Origin of the sequence: Janthinobacterium sp. MP5059B, from assembly GCF_001758645.1 — a bacterium.
GTDB lineage: Bacteria > Pseudomonadota > Gammaproteobacteria > Burkholderiales > Burkholderiaceae_D > Janthinobacterium > Janthinobacterium lividum.
The window spans coordinates 948,804-964,421 of record NZ_LRHX01000016.1 but is presented as its reverse complement, the minus strand read 5'-3'; the positions used below and the strand labels follow the sequence as shown (position 1 = coordinate 964,421).

At 64.9% G+C, this 15,618-nt stretch carries 13 protein-coding genes; 7 read left to right on the top strand and 6 right to left on the bottom strand.

The window, feature by feature from the left end; translation table 11 throughout:
* Positions 1 to 20: 20 nt before the first annotated feature.
* Positions 21 to 926 (top strand): LysR family transcriptional regulator, encoded by a 906-nt coding sequence (locus tag JAB1_RS21375; RefSeq protein ID WP_070281671.1) that lies wholly within the window; start codon positions 21 to 23, stop codon positions 924 to 926.
* A 100-nt stretch (positions 927 to 1,026) separates the two neighbouring features.
* Positions 1,027 to 1,428 carry a DUF2809 domain-containing protein gene (locus JAB1_RS21370; protein ID WP_052140015.1) on the top strand — a complete coding sequence of 134 codons (402 nt, stop codon included), beginning with the start codon at positions 1,027 to 1,029 and terminating at the stop codon, positions 1,426 to 1,428.
* 2 nt (positions 1,429 to 1,430) lie between these two features.
* Here JAB1_RS21370 and JAB1_RS21365 read toward each other — a convergent pair whose 3' ends face one another.
* From JAB1_RS21365 to JAB1_RS21355, 3 genes are all read right to left on the bottom strand, one after another.
* Positions 1,431 to 4,250 (bottom strand): pitrilysin family protein, encoded by a 2,820-nt coding sequence (locus JAB1_RS21365; RefSeq protein WP_070281670.1) that lies wholly within the window; start codon positions 4,248 to 4,250, stop codon positions 1,431 to 1,433.
* Positions 4,251 to 4,316: 66 nt separating this feature from the next.
* Positions 4,317 to 4,670, bottom strand: a complete 354-nt coding sequence (locus JAB1_RS21360) for a hypothetical protein (RefSeq protein WP_070281669.1) — start codon at positions 4,668 to 4,670, stop codon at positions 4,317 to 4,319.
* Positions 4,671 to 5,399: a hypothetical protein gene (locus JAB1_RS21355; protein ID WP_034780566.1), complete on the bottom strand. Its 729-nt coding sequence runs from the start codon at positions 5,397 to 5,399 to the stop codon at positions 4,671 to 4,673.
* A 212-nt stretch (positions 5,400 to 5,611) separates the two neighbouring features.
* Between JAB1_RS21355 and JAB1_RS21350 the strand changes: the two genes are divergently transcribed.
* Entirely contained in the window at positions 5,612 to 7,384 is a 1,773-nt protein-coding gene (locus JAB1_RS21350; RefSeq protein WP_034780832.1) for a GGDEF domain-containing protein, read from the top strand.
* On the opposite strand, the gene JAB1_RS21345 is transcribed toward JAB1_RS21350, so the two are convergent.
* Complete coding sequence (locus tag JAB1_RS21345; protein WP_070281668.1) at positions 7,374 to 7,856, bottom strand: CinA family protein; 483 nt, start codon at positions 7,854 to 7,856, stop codon at positions 7,374 to 7,376. The genes JAB1_RS21350 and JAB1_RS21345 overlap by 11 nt on opposite strands.
* A gap of 320 nt (positions 7,857 to 8,176) precedes the next feature.
* Between JAB1_RS21345 and JAB1_RS21340 the strand changes: the two genes are divergently transcribed.
* The 3 genes from JAB1_RS21340 to JAB1_RS21330 are packed head-to-tail and all read left to right on the top strand — an operon-like array spanning position 8,177 to position 13,302.
* Positions 8,177 to 8,698, top strand: coding sequence for a YfiR family protein (locus JAB1_RS21340; protein ID WP_034780562.1), 522 nt, complete (start codon positions 8,177 to 8,179; stop codon positions 8,696 to 8,698).
* Complete coding sequence (locus JAB1_RS21335) at positions 8,699 to 10,729, top strand: ATP-binding protein (protein ID WP_034780560.1); 2,031 nt, start codon at positions 8,699 to 8,701, stop codon at positions 10,727 to 10,729.
* Complete coding sequence (locus tag JAB1_RS21330) at positions 10,726 to 13,302, top strand: EAL domain-containing protein (protein ID WP_034780557.1); 2,577 nt, start codon at positions 10,726 to 10,728, stop codon at positions 13,300 to 13,302. The genes JAB1_RS21335 and JAB1_RS21330 overlap by 4 nt, the downstream gene beginning before the upstream one ends.
* Before the next feature lie 19 nt (positions 13,303 to 13,321).
* Here the strand turns inward: JAB1_RS21330 and thiL are convergent, their stop codons facing one another.
* Entirely contained in the window at positions 13,322 to 14,302 is a 981-nt protein-coding gene (gene thiL, locus JAB1_RS21325) for a thiamine-phosphate kinase (protein ID WP_070281667.1), read from the bottom strand.
* 116 nt (positions 14,303 to 14,418) lie between these two features.
* Between thiL and JAB1_RS21320 the strand changes: the two genes are divergently transcribed.
* Entirely contained in the window at positions 14,419 to 14,985 is a 567-nt protein-coding gene (locus JAB1_RS21320) for a hypothetical protein (RefSeq protein ID WP_139144626.1), read from the top strand.
* A 2-nt stretch (positions 14,986 to 14,987) separates the two neighbouring features.
* Here the strand turns inward: JAB1_RS21320 and JAB1_RS21315 are convergent, their stop codons facing one another.
* Positions 14,988 to 15,509, bottom strand: coding sequence for a MarR family transcriptional regulator (locus tag JAB1_RS21315; RefSeq protein ID WP_070281665.1), 522 nt, complete (start codon positions 15,507 to 15,509; stop codon positions 14,988 to 14,990).
* Between the last annotated feature and the right edge of the window lie 109 nt (positions 15,510 to 15,618).

The following is a 15,618-nucleotide window of genomic DNA, read 5'->3' as shown; positions in this document are numbered from 1 at the left end:
ATTTATGAGTTGAATTCACAATGGCCAGACTGGAAGTGAACCGTTCCGGCGAGCTGGAAGTGTTTGTGCGCGTGGTGGAACTGGGCGGCTTTTCCGCCGCCGCGCGCGCCTGCGGCATGACGCCTTCGGCCGTCAGCAAGCTCGTCTCGCGGCTGGAGGAGCGCCTGGGCGCGCGCCTGTTGAACCGCTCCACGCGCCAGCTGCAACTGACGGCCGAGGGCTGCGGCCTGTATGAACGGGGCCGGCACGTGCTGGCGGCCCTGGACGAGGCCGAGCGCTGCGCCGGTGTGCAGGATGTGCCGCGCGGCAAAATACGCGTGAATGCGAACGTGCCGTTCGGCCAGCATTTTTTGTTGCCGCTGGCGCCGCTGTTTCTGGAACGCTTTCCGGAGGTGACGCTCGACATCGAACTCACGGATGCAGTGGTCGATATCCTCGAGCAGCGCACGGATGTGGCCGTGCGGGCCGGTCCCCTGAAAAGTTCCAGCTTGCTGGCGCGCAAGCTGGGCCAGACGCGCATGGTGATCGTGGCGTCGCCAGCCTACCTGGCGCGGCGCGGCACGCCGTTGACGCCTGCCGAGCTGGCATCGCACAATCTGCTCGATGCCAACTACGCGCGCGCGCGCTCGGGCTGGCCGCTGCGCTTGCCTGAAGGCGACATCGTCGTGCCGGTCACGGGCAATGCGCAGGCGAGCGATGGCGAAGCCTTGCGGCAACTGGCGCTGGCGGGCTTGGGACTGGCGCGCCTGGCTGCCTTCCAGGTGCGAGCCGATATCGCGGCCGGCCGTCTGCTGGCGCTGCTGGAAGACTGCAACCCCGGCGACAGCGAGGAAGTGCATGCCGTGTTCGTGGGGCAAGGCGGGCATGTGCCGCTGCGCGTGCGCGTCTTGCTTGATTTCCTGGCGCAGAATGTCGACCTGGACTGAGCGTGTCCAGGCGCATTAGGCTACAGGCGGACACGGCCGCGCAGTACAATATCGGACGGGCCGCAATGGTTCGGCCCGTATTGTGCCTTTGAATGGAAATATGTTCCTGGTAAAACCTGAACGCCGCCGCCTGCTGCAGGTGGGCGCAACCGTGGCTGTTATCGCGCTGGGCCTGGCCTCGCGCGCCTATCCCCAATTCGTCCCCGCCGCGCTCGGCAAGTATCCGGGCGACGCCCTGTGGGCCATGATGATTGTCTTTGCGCTGGGCATCATCGCCACGCGCATGCGTACCTGGCAACTGGCATCGTGGTCCTTGCTGATCTGCTTTGCCGTGGAATTCGGCCAGCTGGTCCAGGCGCCGTGGCTTGTCGCGCTGCGCGCGCATCCGCTGGGGCACCTGGTACTGGGTTCCGCCTTCGGCTGGGGTGATTTGATCGCCTACACGGCCGGCGTGGCCGTGGCGGCGATCATCGACAAGCTGGCGCTGTTCAAGCGCCGCTAGCCTTATTTGACGTTACCCTCCGCGTCGCGCAGTTCCACCGGCGCCAGCTTCAGCTTGGACAATTGCGGAGCGATCTTCGCCTTGTCGCCCACGCCGATGACGATCAGCTTTTCCGGCTGCAGGTATTTTTTCGCCACCTGCTGCACCTGCTTGTCCGTCACGCTGGCAAAGCGCTGCGGCAGGGTCGTGTAATAGTCGAGGCCCAGGCCGTAGATATACGCGTTCGCCATGCTGGCGCTGATGCTGGCATTCGTGTCGAACTGGCCCGGCAAGGACAGCACCTGCGAGTTGCGCGCATTCGCCAGTTCCTTGCTGCTCAAGGGCTTGGCGATCATGGCGCGGATCTCCCTGACGGTTTCCGATACGGCCGGGCCCGTCACATCGGTGCGCACGCTGGCGGCAATCGAGAATGGTCCAGGCTGATTGCGGTACTGGAATTGCGAGCGCACGCCATAGGTATACCCCTTTTCTTCGCGCAAGTTGGTGTTCAGGCGGCTGGTAAACAAGCCGCCCAGGGCCGCGTTCATCACTTGCAGCGGCGCGTAATCGGGCGTGGCGCGCGGCACGGCGATGGCGGACAGGCGCACGGCCGTTTGCGGCGCGCCCGGCTTGTCGACCATAATCAATTTTGCCTGCGTCGTCTGCGGTGCTGCGGCCACGGACTGCGCCACCGTACCTGCCTTCCAGCTGCCGAACTTCGCTTCGGCCAGTGCCTTCAATTCCGCCTCGCCGATATCGCCCGAGACGATCAGGGCCGCATTGTTCGGCAGGTAATGCTGCTGCCAGAAACCTTGCAGGTCGGCGCGGCTGGCCGCCTTCAGCGCCGCTTCCGTGCCCAGCTGGATGTAGCCGTACGGATGCTGCGGGCCATACAGGGCCGCCGCTTCCACGCGGGCGGCCACGGCGCCCGCGTTTTCACGCTGCTGCGCCAGCTGTCCGATGCGGCTGGCGCGCTGGCGCTCGACTTCCGCTTGCGGGAATTGCGGGTGCAGCACCACGTCGGCCAGCACGTCCAGCGCTTGCGGGAACGTGGCCTTGAGCGATGTCAACTGGGCAAACGAGGCATCCGTGTCGGAACCAGTGCTCAGCAGGGCGCCCAGCTGCGCCACATCGTCGGCGATCTGCGGTGCGCTGCGCGTGGCCGTGCCTTCCTGCAGCAATTGCGCCGTAAAGCTCGACAAGCCCGGCTGCGCCAGCGGATTGGCGCCCGAGCCGCTTTTGATGACCAGCTGGCTGGAAACGAGCGGCACGGCCCCGTTGTAGTGGTGGATCACGGTCAAACCGTTCGCCAGGGTGAACGATTTTCCTTGCGGTAAAACAATCTTCGGTGCGGGACCGGCCTTCGGCACGGCATTGCGCCATGGCTCGTCCGCATTGATGGCCGTGCCTGGTGCAGGCTTGACCTTGCCCGGCGCCGGCGTCGGCACTTCCGCGCCCAGATCCGCCTTGCCGGGAACGCCGTAGACGACGACGCGCGACTGGTTTTTCAGGTACTGGTCGACGGCGCGCTGCACGCCGGCGGCCGTCACCTGGCGGTAGCGCTCGATATCCTTGGCCAGGTAGCCGGGGTCGCCCAGGTACTGGTTGTATTCGTTGAGCAAGTTGGCCACGCCGCGTCCGCCCATTTTTTCCACCTGGCTCAGCATGGTGGTTTCGATGCTGTTGCGCGCCCGCTCCAGTTCCTTCTCGGTGGGGCCCTTGGCGCGCAATTGCTCCAGCTCCGCTTGCAAGGCTTGTTCGATTTCCTCGGGCTGGTGGCCCGGGCGCGCCGTCGCGTCGATGGTGAAGATGGAGGTGAGGGCGTTCGAGCCCTGGCTGGCGCCCACATCCTGGGCGATCTGCTTGTCGTACACGAGGGATTTATATAAACGGCTGGACTTGCCGCCGGCCAGGATGTGCGCCGCCATCGACAGTTCCGCGTCATCCCTGGTGTAGGCGGACGGCGTCAGCCAGGCCATGAAGACGCGCGGCAATTCCACCCGGTCCTGCACCACGATGCGGCGTTCCTGCGTGATGGGCGGCGTCACGACGTTCGGTTTTGGCACGGCCGGGCCGCTCTTGAAGCTGCCAAAATACTTGTTGACCAGTTCCTTGGTCTTCGCCTTGTCGATGTCGCCGGCGATCACCAGGCTGGCGTTGTTGGGGCCATAGTATTTGGTGAAGAAATCCTTGATGTCGGCCAGTTTCGCGTTCTGGATATCCGCGTGCGAACCGATGACGCTGGCGTAATATGGGTGGGTCTTGGGAAACAGCTGGTGGTACAGGGCTTCCTGCACGATGCCGTAGGGCGCATTCTCCACGCTCTGGCGGCGCTCGTTGCGCACCACGTCCTGCTGGTTCGTCAGCGCCGTCTGGTCGAGCACGTCAAGCAGGTAGCCCATGCGGTCGGAGTGCGTCCACAGGGCCAGTTCCAGCTGGTTCGACGGTACCGTGTCGAAATAATTGGTGCGGTCGAAATCCGTGCTGCCGTTCGAGTCGGTGGCGCCCGCGCCTTCCAGCAACTGGTCGGCCATGCCGCGCGGCACGTGCTTGGTGGCGGCAAACATCATGTGCTCGAATAGGTGGGCAAAGCCCGTCAGCCCCGGCGCTTCATTCGCGGGACCCACGTGGTACCAGATATTGACGGCCGTGACGGGCAATTTATGGTCTTCCACGAGAATGACGTCCAGGCCGTTGGGCAAGGTGTATTTTTCATAGGCGATGTGCGGCACGGAAGTCGCACCCGTCGTGACGGCCGCATCGGCGGCGTGGGCGAGGGTCAGCGGGGCGCCGTACAGCGACAGCAGCAGAGCGGGGAGGGCCAGCAGTTTGATTGGTTTCATGCATGCTTCCAGGGATAGGTGGAGAAGACGCTGCTGCTCGCTCGTGGCTGGCGCAGCGCGACGGTGCTACAGTCTATAAAGCAGGGCCGCGCCGCCCAGCACCAGCAGCGCGCTGGCAATGGAGACGATGGCCGCCGCGCCCAGCAGGCGCCATTCGCGCGGCGTGAAGCCGACGGTTGGCGCCGTTGCATTATCGGCAGGGCTGGCCAGGGTGGCTGGCGGCAGCGCAGGCAAGCCGCCCGCCGCGCGCGCCTGCACCGCCAGCGCTTGCGTGGCGGCGTCCAGCAGGGCCAGCTGGCGCTCGACGGTTTCCGCCAGCACGGCTTCGTTCAGCGCCACGAGGGCGAATATCGGGTCATCGACGTCGATCTTGATGCCCGTCTTGTCGAATACGTGGCTGCGCAGTTTGTGCTGGTCCATCTACCACTGCACCTTGTCGAGCTGTTCGAAGATGTCGCGGTAGACGACCTTGATGCGCTGCTTTTCCATGATGTTGAACTTGTCGTTCTGCAGCACTTCCTGCATCGTCAGGCGCGCCGTGTTCATCTTCTTGACGTCCGCGCCGAAGGTGTCGGGATTGCGCTGGCTCAAGGTGATGCTGCCTTTCACGCGTACGCGGTTGTCGGCGTATGACTGCGATTCGATAAACTGCTTGCCGGACGCCGATTGCAGCAGGCCGAAGTGTTCGTTTTGCCACAGCACCAGCGGCACTTTCGTCGATTGGGCTGTCGCCACAAAACCCGTGGCCGTGTCGTGCAGGGTGTCGCCGCCGCCGACGATGGTGTGGATATAGACCTTGCGGCCCGATTCTTCCAGCAGCGAAAAACAGTCGTTTTCCAGCAGGTAGCCCATCAGCGGCGAAAACGTGTTCGCGCCATTGTCGATCACGCAGTTGCCGTCCGTTTCGAGAATGTCGATCATCAGCGCATCGAAGCGTTTCGGATCGATGTTGCGCGCATCCGTCATCACGGGCACATGCTTGACGTTCATCGCCTTGTAGCGCGAGAACGTGGCGTTTTCCTGATCGGTGTCATAACAGCGCAAAGGCGTGTCGTCCTTGCCGCCTATCCACTGGGCCAGCAGGGTAGAGACGAGGGTCTTGCCGATGCCGCCCTTGCCCTGCAGGATGAAATGTACCGTGTTTTGCATTGCGACTACTCCAAGTTGTTGCGTCAGTGACAATCAAAGATCCGTGACAGCGGCGCAAGCGCCCGGCCAGGCCACGACTGGCATTTTTACCACAATCCTTTGCAAATATGCCATGCGGAACAGCGAATCTGGTTATGATGTTAATCAGGATACCATTGATACAGAGCAAGTTTTGTGTGAAAAATGCACCCCAGAGTGTGAACGAGGACGCAGTGCCGATCTCCAGTCTCGATAAAGCCGACATTGACCGTCTGAATCAGCAAGCCCTGGCTTGCCTGGTCGGCAACCGCCGCCAGGCGCGCCGGCTGGCGCAGATGGCGCTGGCGGCGGCGCAACGACAACAGTATGCGCGCGGCGGCGCGTATGCGGAACTCAATCATTGCTGGCTGGCGTATTACGCGGGCGAGGCCGAACCGTCGTGCGAGCGTCTGGGCGCGTATTTCCAGCAAAGCGGCGACCTGGAAGGGGGCATGGAAGTGGCCGCCCTGCAGGGCGCATATGCGAGCCGGCGCGGCGATTTTGCCGATGCCGAGCAGCATTTCCTGCAGGCGCGCAGCCAGGCCGCGCAGATACCCGACTCCCTGCACAAGTTCATGCTGTACGCGCGCCTGGGCGTCGATGCCCTGAACCGTGGCGATACGCAGGACGGCCCGCGCAATTTCCTGCTGGCGCTCGACATCGCCGAGCGTTTCGGCAGCCCCGCGCACCGGGTCAACAGCCTGTCGAACCTGGCGTCGTCGCAGCATGACCTGGGCAACGATGAAGACGCCATCCCCCTGCTGGTCGAGGCGCTCGAGATCATCGGCACGCAAAAGCTCAAATACCAGCAAACCATCGTTTCGGCCAACCTGGCCATGTGCCTGCTGGCCACGGGCAAGCCGGCCGAGGCGCTGGCGCTGGTGGAACCGTTTTACGAGTGGCCGGAAGAAGACCTGGCCGTGCGCGCCTTTTTGTTCTGTATCGCCGCCCACGCTGCCATCCTGCTGCGCCAGCCCGACAGCGCGCTGCAATTGCTGTTGCGGGCCGAAGAATATGCGCGCCGGGGCCAGGACCTGGAAGAGCAGATGCATGCGTGGCTGGTGCGCGGCAAGCTGGACTTGCACGCGGGCCAGACGGCGCAGGCGCTGGCGTCCCTGACGCAGGCGCACAGCCTGCTGAGCTGGACGCGCAATCCGTTTCACCAGCAGCAGATCCTGCGCGGCTTGTCCGACATCAATGCCCAGCTGGGCGAATGGCAGGCGGCGTATGGTTTCCTGCAGCAATACCAGGCCGCCTACGAGGCCAGCAGCAAGTCGGCGCGCGCCTCGCGCAGCCTGATGCGCAACCTGGAAAAGGAAATGCACAGCCTGAAAGCCGAGCGCGACAAGGCGCTGGAGCTGCAGGCGGCGCGCGAATCGGAAAACGTCAAGCTCGAGCACCTGAACCGGGAACTGGCGCACCAGATCCTGCATGTCAATTCCCTGCAGGACAGCCTGAAGGAACAGGCCATGCGCGACCACCTGACGGGCCTGTACAACCGCCGCCATTTCGAAACTTGCCTCAACGCCATCCTGCACGAGGCCGATGCGGATGCGCCCGTGGCCATCGCCATCATCGACCTGGATTTTTTCAAGCGCGTCAACGATACCTACGGGCATAACTTTGGCGATGAAGTGCTGATCCAGTTCGCGCGCCTGGTGGAAAGCCAGCTGCGTGGCAGCGACATGGTGTGCCGTTATGGCGGCGAGGAATTCTGCCTGCTGTTGCGCGAAGCAGACAGCCTCATCGCGGCGCACAAGATCGACGATATCGCCGCGCGCTACCGCCAGCTGCTGATCCGGCAGGCGCCGCACAGCCTGTCCGGCTGCACCTTTTCGGCCGGCATCGCCGAATATCCGCGCCACGGCGCCGGCCGTCACGAATTGCTGATGCGCGCCGACAGCGCCCTGTACGCGGCCAAGCAGGCGGGCCGCGACCGCGCCTGCATCGCCGCCGCTACTGGATAAAGCGCAATAGTTCGCGCAAGGCGTGCGCCACGGCCTGCTCGCGCACGGCCTGGCGGTCGCCCGCGAATACCAACCGCTGTGTTTGCACGCGCCCGTCCATGGCCCAGCCGAAGCAGACGGTGCCGACGGGCTTGCCCGGCACGCCGCCCGTGGGGCCGGCGATGCCCGTGGTCGAGACGGCCACCTGGGCCTCGCTGTGGGCCAGGGTGCCCCGCGCCATGGCGGCGGCCACTTCCTCGCTGACGGCGCCGTGCGCGGCGATCAGCTCGGCGGGCACGCCCAGCATGCCGGTCTTGGCCCCGTTGGAATAGGTGACGAAGCCCCGTTCGAACCAGGCGCTCGAGCCTGAAATATCGGTGACGGCCTGCGCCACGCCGCCGCCCGTGCACGATTCGGCCGTGGCCAGCAGCAGGCCCTTCGCCTGCAAGGCCAGGCCGACCGCGGTGGAGAGGGGGACGAGTTCGTTGCTCATGGATGACTCCTGCATGCGGTGAAAATGGTGGCAAGACTGTAGCATGGCCAACGGTAAAAGAAACTTTCCCCGGTACCAGCGAAAATGCGTACACTCTTTTATACATTTGCTACCACTTCGGGCTGGCAGGCGCTCTGTCGCTGCGCCACCCTGGTGCGCATCGCTCGAACAGGCAAGCGGCATGGTGCCGCGCCTTCGTATAGCATTATCTTTACTCGGTTGTCATGGTAATTCTGAACTGGACCTGGTGGCGTCATCCTGGCCCCCTGCGCTGCTCCGCGCGCGGTGCTGGCCGCCGCCCTCTCCGCTGGGAGTGGCTATTGCTGCTCCTGGGCGTGCTGTGTATCGAGGCGCGGGCGCAGGTGCCGGGGGAGCTGGAACGCCAGGTCAAGGCCGGGTATCTGTACAAGTTTGCCGGCTATGTCGAATGGCCCGACGGCAGCTTTGCCCGGCCCGACTCTCCGCTGGTGATCGGCGTGGCGGGCGCCGATGCGCTGGCCGAGCAGCTCGAACAGAGCGTGGCCGGGCATAGCGTCAACGGCCGCGCCGTGCAAGTGAAAAAAGTGCGGCGCGGAGAAGCGCTGGCCGGGCTGCACGTGCTGTACCTGGGGGCGCTGGATAAAACGGCGCTGCAGGAGATGCTGGCCGCCAGCCGTGGCCTGGCGTTGCTGACGGTATCCGATTCGGATGAGGTCTACGCGATGGGCAGCATGATCAATTTTGTGATGGCCGAAGACAAGGTGCGCTTCGACGTGGCCCTGAAACCCGTGGCGCAGGCGCATATCCGCATCAGCGCGCGCATGCTGCTGGCCGCCTACCGCGTGCAGACGGGAGGCGCCTAGATGATACGACTGCGTTCCATCCGCCACAAGCTGATGTCGGTGGTCTTGCTGACCACCCTGGTGGCGCTCGTCATTTCGCTGGGCACCATCGTCGTCTACGACTTGCGCGCCTACCACCGCAACCTGGTGGCCGACATCAGTACCCAGGCCGAGCTGCTGGGGCACATGAGTTCGGCCGCGCTGGCCTTCGACGACGAACGCCTGGCGCTGGAAAACCTCAACCTGATGCGCATCCGCCCGCGCGTGACGGCCGGCGCCCTGTACAAGGCGGACGGCAGCCTGTTTGCCAGCTACCGCGCGAACCAGCATGTGGGCGAACTGCCGGCGAAGGCGGGCAAGGAAGGCGAAAGCATCCAGGGCAGTTCGGTGGAATTGTTCAAGCCCATCGTCGACAATGGCGAACTGCTGGGCACCGTGTATTTGCGCGCCGATTACGAGCTGGCCGGCCGCACGGCCGATTACCTGGCCATCGCCCTGAGCGTGACGGTGCTGGCGCTGCTGGTGGCCTTGCTGCTGCTGCGCCGCCTCGATTTCGTCATCACGCAACCCATCCTCGATATCGCCGACGTGGCGCGTGAAGTGATCGAGACGGGCGACTATTCGCGCCGCGCGCGCAAGCTCAGCGTCGACGAAGTGGCGCAGCTGGTCGATTCCTTCAACAAGATGCTGGCCGAGATCGAGCTGCGCACGCAGGCGCTGGAGCGCTCGAACGGCGAGCTGGCCAGCGAAGGCGAACAGCGCACCGAGGCGCAGCAGGAAGTCATGCGCCTGAACCAGGAACTGGAAGTGCGCGTGCACGAGCGCACGATGCAGCTGGAAATGACGAATGGCGAACTGGCCATGGCGATGGAAGAGGCGCGCAGCGCCAACTATGCCAAGTCGGCCTTCCTGTCGTCGATGAGCCATGAATTGCGCACGCCGCTCAACGCCATCCTGGGCTTTGCGCAAATCCTCAGTTCCGACCGCCTGCCGTCGACCCTGGAGCAAAAGAAGGAATTTGCCGGGCATATCCTGAAATCGGGGCGCCACCTGCTGACCTTGATCAATGAAATCCTCGACCTGGCCAAGGTGGAATCGGGCACGGTCAGCCTGTCGCTCGAACCCGTGGGCCTGGACGCCATCTTGCAGGAATGCCGCGACATGATCGCGCCGCTGGCCAGCCAGCGCGGCATCGGCATGGCCTTTCCCGACACCTGCCCCCTGAACGTGCTGGCCGACCGCACGCGCCTCAAGCAGATTCTGTTGAACCTGCTGTCGAATGCGCTCAAGTACAACCGCGAGCAGGGGCAGGTGGCCATCGATTGCGCGCCGCAGGCGGGCGGCCGGGTGCGCATCAGCGTGCGCGACACGGGCGTGGGCCTCGACGGCGAACAGGTGGCGCTGCTGTTCCAGCCCTTCAACCGGCTGGGACAGGAAGGCGGCACGGAAGAAGGCAGCGGCATCGGCCTGGTGGTCACCAAGCGCCTGGTGGAGCTGATGGATGGCAGCATCGGCGTGACCAGCGCTCCCGGCGAGGGCAGCACGTTCTGGATCGAACTGCGCGTGGTCGATGCCTTGCCCGCGCCCGCGCCCCCGGCCTTGCCGCGGCCGGACCTGGCCGGGGCGCTGCTCGAACACAGCGCCCCCGTGACCTTGCTGTACGTGGAAGACAATCCCGCCAACCTGACCCTGGTCGAGGAAATCGTGCGCTACTGCCCGCAATTGCAGCTGCTGACGGCAACGGATGGCCGCCTGGGCGTGGATATGGCGCGCACGCATTTGCCGCAGCTGATCCTGATGGACATCAACCTGCCGAACGTGAACGGCACGGATGCGCTGAAACTGCTGCGCGCCGATCCGCGCACGGCGCACATCCCCGTCATCGCCCTGACGGCCAACGCCATGCCGGGCGACGTGGAGCGCAGCATGGCGCTGGGCTTTTACCGCTATCTGACCAAGCCGATCAACCTCGATGAATTTACCGAGGCGATCAACAGCACCCTGGCCTACGTGGCGCAGCAGCGCCGGCAGAAGGGAACGGGCGCGCCATGATCAGCCAGGCCGATATCTATGCGGCGAAAATTCTCATCGTCGACGACCAGGAAGTCAATCTGCGCCTGCTCGAGCATCTGCTGCAAAGCGGCGGCTACACGGCCATCACCAGCACCCTCGACGCGCGCGCCGTGGCCGGCCTGCACCAGCGCCACCAGTTCGACCTGATCATCCTCGACCTGGTGATGCCCGGCATGAGCGGCTACGACGTGATGGATGCCTTGCGCCCGCTGGAACTGGAAGGCTATTTGCCCGTGCTGGTGATCGCCGCCGACCCGGACGCCAAGCTGGCGGCGCTGGAAGCGGGGGCGCGCGACTTCATCAGCAAGCCGTTTGACGCGCTCGAAGTGCTCACGCGCATCCGCAACATGCTCGAAGTGCGGCTGCTGCACCGCGCCGCGCGCCACTACAATACCCTGCTCGAACGCACGGTGGGCCAGCGCACGGCGGAACTGCAGCGCTTTCGCGGCGCCATGGACGCCACCACCGACGCCATCTTCCTCGTCGACGTGCTGGGCATGACCCTGGTCGACGTCAACGATGGTGCATGCCGCCTGCTCGGCTATGCGCGCAGCGAACTGCTGGCGCTGGCGCCCGGCACCTTGCTGCCGTCGCCGCCGGCCCCGCCGCTGGCCGCGCTGCCGGGCGGCCCGGCCCACCTGGCCACGGAAGTGACGGAATGCGAACTGGTGCGGCGCGACCTGAGCCTGGTGCCCGTGGAACTGGGCTGGCACTGGTATGCGCAGGCGCCCGTGGCGGGCGGGCAGGGTGCGGGCGGCCTGCTGCTGATCGCCGTGGCGCGCGACATCAGCGAACGGCGCCAGGCGCAGGAGCGCCTGAAGCACCTGGCCCATTACGATGGCTTGACGGGGCTGCCGAACCGCAGCCTGTTTTACCAGACCCTGGCCCAGGCCGTCGAACTGGCGCAGGAAAAAAGCTGGCGCATCGTGGTGCTGTTCATCGCGCTCGACCGCTTCAAAAGCATCAACGACACCCTGGGCGCGGCGCTGGGCGACGAACTGCTGCGCCAGTTCAGCAACCGCCTGGTCGAATGCGTGCGCCTGCGCGACACCGTGGGACGCCTGGGCAACGACGAATTCGCGCTGATACTCACCATGAGCCGCAACCAGCAGGAAGCCGTGGCCGTGGCGAACCAGGTGCGCGAAGCCTTGCGTGCGCCGTTCGACTTGCGCGGCCACGCGGCCACCCTGACGGCCAGCATCGGCATCGCCATGTACCCGGACGACGCCACCGACCCGGAAACCCTCATCAAATACGCGAATACGGCCATGGGCGGCGCCAAGCAGGCGGGCCGCGACGGCTACCGCTTTTTCACGGCCGGCATGAACGTGCAGGTGCTGGCGCGCCTGGACCTGGAACTGGCGCTGCGCCATGCGCTCGAACACGAGCAGTTCATCCTGTACTACCAGCCCAAGGTGGATTTGCGCACGGGCCGCATCAGCGGCGTGGAAGCGCTGCTGCGCTGGCGCCGTCCCGGCTACGGCCTGGTGGCGCCGGCCGAATTCGTGCCGGTGCTGGAAGACACGGGCCTGATCGTGCGCGTCGGCGCCTGGGTGATCCAGGCGGCCTGCCGCCAGATCGCCGAGTGGCGCGACAGCGAAGTGGGGCCCGTGCACGTGGCCGTGAATGTGTCGAGCCGCCAGTTTGCCGAAGGCGACCTGGAAGGCGAAGTGACGCGCGCGCTGGCGCAGCATGGCGTGGCGCCGGAATTGCTGGAACTGGAACTGACGGAAACGGCGCTGATGTCGAACGCCGAGCGCACCATCGTCGTGCTGGGCAAGCTGAAGAAAATCGGCGTGAAGGTGGCCATCGACGATTTCGGCACCGGTTACTCGAGCCTCGCGTATCTGCAGCGCTTCCCCATCGACAAGCTGAAAATTGACATCGCCTTCGTGCGCAACATCACCAGCAATCCGAACGACGCGGCCATCGCGCTGGCCATCGTCAGCATGGCGCACAGCCTGAAACTGAGCGTGGTGGCCGAGGGCGTGGAATCGCGCCCGCAGCTGGAATACCTGCGGCGCAACCGCTGCGATGAAATCCAGGGCTTTTATTTCAGCCGCGCCCTGCCGGCGCTGGAACTGGGGCAGATGATCGTTGCCGGCGCCGGCCTGCCGCCCGGCCACGACCCGGCCGCGCAGCCCGCGCAAACCCTGCTCATCGTCGACGACGACGTCAACGTGCTGTCGTCCCTGCACCGTTTGTTCCGTCCCGAAGGCTACCAGATTCTCACGGCCAGCACGCCGGCCGAAGGGTTTGAAATGCTGGCCCTGCACAGGGTGCACGTGATCGTCTGCGACCAGCGCATGCCCAGCATGAGCGGCACGGAATTCCTCAGTAAAGTAAAAGAGCTGTACCCGGAAACCATCCGCATCATCCTGTCCGGCTACACGGGCCTCGAAGCCGTGCTCGACTCGATCAACCGGGGCGCCATCTACCGTTTCTATACGAAACCGTGGGACGACACCCAGTTGCGCGACAACATCCGCCTGGCCTTCCAGCACTACTGGATGGTGAACCAGCCGGGGCTGGCGCGGATGGCGGTGCGCTGATTCGGCGGATTCCTTATTTTTATTCGCTGAAGTGGTCGAAAGAATTCAGCGCCAAATCGAGCGGCTGCCCGGCCGCATCCACCAGCCGCAAGCCCGCCTGCGCCTCGATGCTGCCCACGCGCGTGACGGGCGTGCCGCAGCTTGCCGCCAGGGTGGCGATGGCGTCGCGCGAGGAAGCCGGCGCCGTGAAGCACAGTTCATAGTCGTCGCCGCCGGCGGCCGTGTAGCGGCGGCGCACGATGGTCGCCTGTTGCGCCAGCACGGGGCCGGCCGGCAAGGCGTCGACGTCGAGGGTGGCGCCCACCTGCGACGCTTTCAAGATGTGGCCGAGGTCGCCCACCAGGCCGTCCGAGATGTCGATGGCCGCATGCGCGAGGCCCGCTTCGGCCAGGGCGCAACCGAGCGCCACGCGCGGCGTCGGCGTGTGCATGCGCGCGCTTGCTGTCAGCAGGTCGGATGGCGCCAGTTCCTGCTCCATGCGGTAGCCGGCCAGCGCCAGGCGCGCATCGCCCAGGGTGCCGCTGACCCAGATATCGTCGCCCGCCACGGCCGCGCCGCGGCGCAGGGCCTGGCCCGGCACCAGTTCGCCAAACACGGTGATGCAGATATTCAAAGGGCCCTTGGTGGTGTCGCCGCCGATCAATTCGCAGCCGAATGCGTCTGCCAGCGCAAACAAGCCTTCGGCAAAGCCGGCCAGCCAGGCGCGCTCGGCTTGCGGCAGGGCCAGGGCCAGGGTAAAGGCTACGGGACGCGCGCCCATGGCGGCCAGGTCGGACAGGTTCACGGCCAGGCTTTTGTGGCCGAGCATGCGTGCGTCGGCGCCGGCAAAGAAGTGCCGGTCCTCGACCAGCATGTCCGACGAGATGGCGATCTGCTTGCCGGCGCCGGGCGTAATCAGCGCGCAATCGTCGCCGATGCCCAGGGTGGCGCGGCCGGGACGCTGGCGCACGAAATATTGTTTGATCAGGTCGAATTCGGAAAGCGCGTCGTGTGGGGCCATGGCGTGGTCTGTTCGTTGAATGATGGTGTGGCCCGGCTATTATAGGCTGGCCTACAATACAGGCCTTTGCCACCGCCGATCTTGCCCCTATGCCCTTCCACGATATCCACGCCCTGATGCAATCCTATCTTGACGATGGCTGGCTGCGCGAGCCGCAGGCCGTCGGCCTGGCCACGTTCACGGCGCCGGAACTGCTGGCGCGCGGATTTTACGAGCTGTGCGATGGCGGCCAGCTGTGCCTGTATGAGGATGAGCGCTGGTTCCGCCGCGCCAACCGGGCCGTGCAAACATCGTTCAAGGTGTATCTGCAAGGCGGCCGCTTGCATGCGAATGGATTGGAACTCGGTTATCAAGTACGCCTGGCCAGCGTGCTGCGCGCGATACGGCGGCCCTTGCCGCCGTATCGCCTGCTGCTGGAGACAGGGGCGTGCAGCGGTGCGCTGCTGTTCGACAGCGGCCTGGTGCTGCAGTTCGCGACCAACCTGCATGGCGCGCCCCGCCATTATTTCCTGACCCTTGTCGAGGGGCAGTTGCCCAATCCCGGTGCGGGCGAACTCGACCTGCGCGCCGCCAGCGAGGGCCACGTCCAGGCCATGTATGGACACTGTGCGCCGGAAGAATTGCAGCGCAAAGCCCGGCGCGGCCATGCGGCGCTGCGCGAGCTGGCGCGCCTGCTTTCCTAAACTTAAACTTTCTTCGCCTGCGCCATGCCGTGCAGCAGCTTGGCCAGCAACTGGTCGAGCTGGCGCTGCTCGTCCGAATTCAAAGCCGAGAGCATGGCGCGCTCGTTCTCCACGTGCAGCAGCACCAGCTTTTCAATCAGGTCCAATCCCCTTTGTGTCAGGGCCACCAGCACGCCGCGCCGGTCCGTCGGATGCTTCTGGCGTTCGATCAGGCCGGCCGCTTCCAGCCGGTCGATGCGGTTGGTCATGCCGCCCGAGGACAGCATGGCCGCTTCGTACAGGGCCGTCGGCATCAGGCTGTAGGGCGCTCCCGAGCGGCGCAAGGTCGCCAGCACGTCGAATTCGCCCGGTTGCAAGCCGTGTTCGGCGAACAGCGGATTGAGCCAGTCGCGCGCCATCAGCTGCGCCACCGTGCCCAGCTGGCCCACCAGTTGCATGGCACTGGTATCCATCTGCGGCAGTTCGCGCTGCCATTGTGCTGCGGCAAATTGCGCGCGCGTGTGTTCTTGCGGGGTAGTTGTCATGGGTATTCATTTATCTCGACATCAAGATAGATTTCTATCTTTATGCTAAGATACTTTTCATCGAGTCATATTCTGATGACGCATTAAACCATGTGCCTCCCAGCGAGGC